This window comes from Bergeyella anatis, assembly GCF_036016955.1.
GTDB lineage: Bacteria > Bacteroidota > Bacteroidia > Flavobacteriales > Weeksellaceae > JAYWXI01.
Map to the genome: position 1 here is coordinate 1 of NZ_JAYWXI010000127.1, position 473 is coordinate 473.

General features: G+C 33.8%; 1 protein-coding gene. It reads left to right on the forward strand.

All coding sequences use genetic code 11. The annotated features are described in order from the left end of the window. Positions 1-473: AAA family ATPase (locus VQ048_RS12580; RefSeq protein ID WP_327611977.1), on the forward strand; the 473-nt coding region annotated here is incomplete at both ends.

Below are 473 nucleotides of genomic sequence, written 5' to 3' on the forward strand. Positions count from 1 at the left end.
AATACTGATTATACATTAAAGAAGAAGTCTTCTTCCAAATTTATAGACAAATACTGCATAGATAAATTAAAAGAAACTAATAAATACGATTATGCTATAGTTGGGAGAGCCACCGAAACGCAACAAATAGTTGAAATACTTTCAAGGTTTAGTAAGCCTAATATTTTATTGATTGGCGATTCGGGGGTTGGGAAAACAGCCGTTATAAAAAGTTTTATAGATAGAGTAAGAGCTAAAGAAGTTCCAGACTGGTTGGTAGATCTATCTATTTATGAGTTAGATATGAGTGCTTTAATAGCAGGAGCGTCTTATAAAGGTGAAATTGAAGACCGATTAAAAAATATCGCCCAAGAGTTGAGAGTCATACCTAAATCGGTATTGATTATAGAGGAATTACATACCTTACTAAGTAGCCATTCTGATTCTGGTGTAGCAAATCTATTAAAAGGAGAGTTGGCAAAGGGGTTACGAGT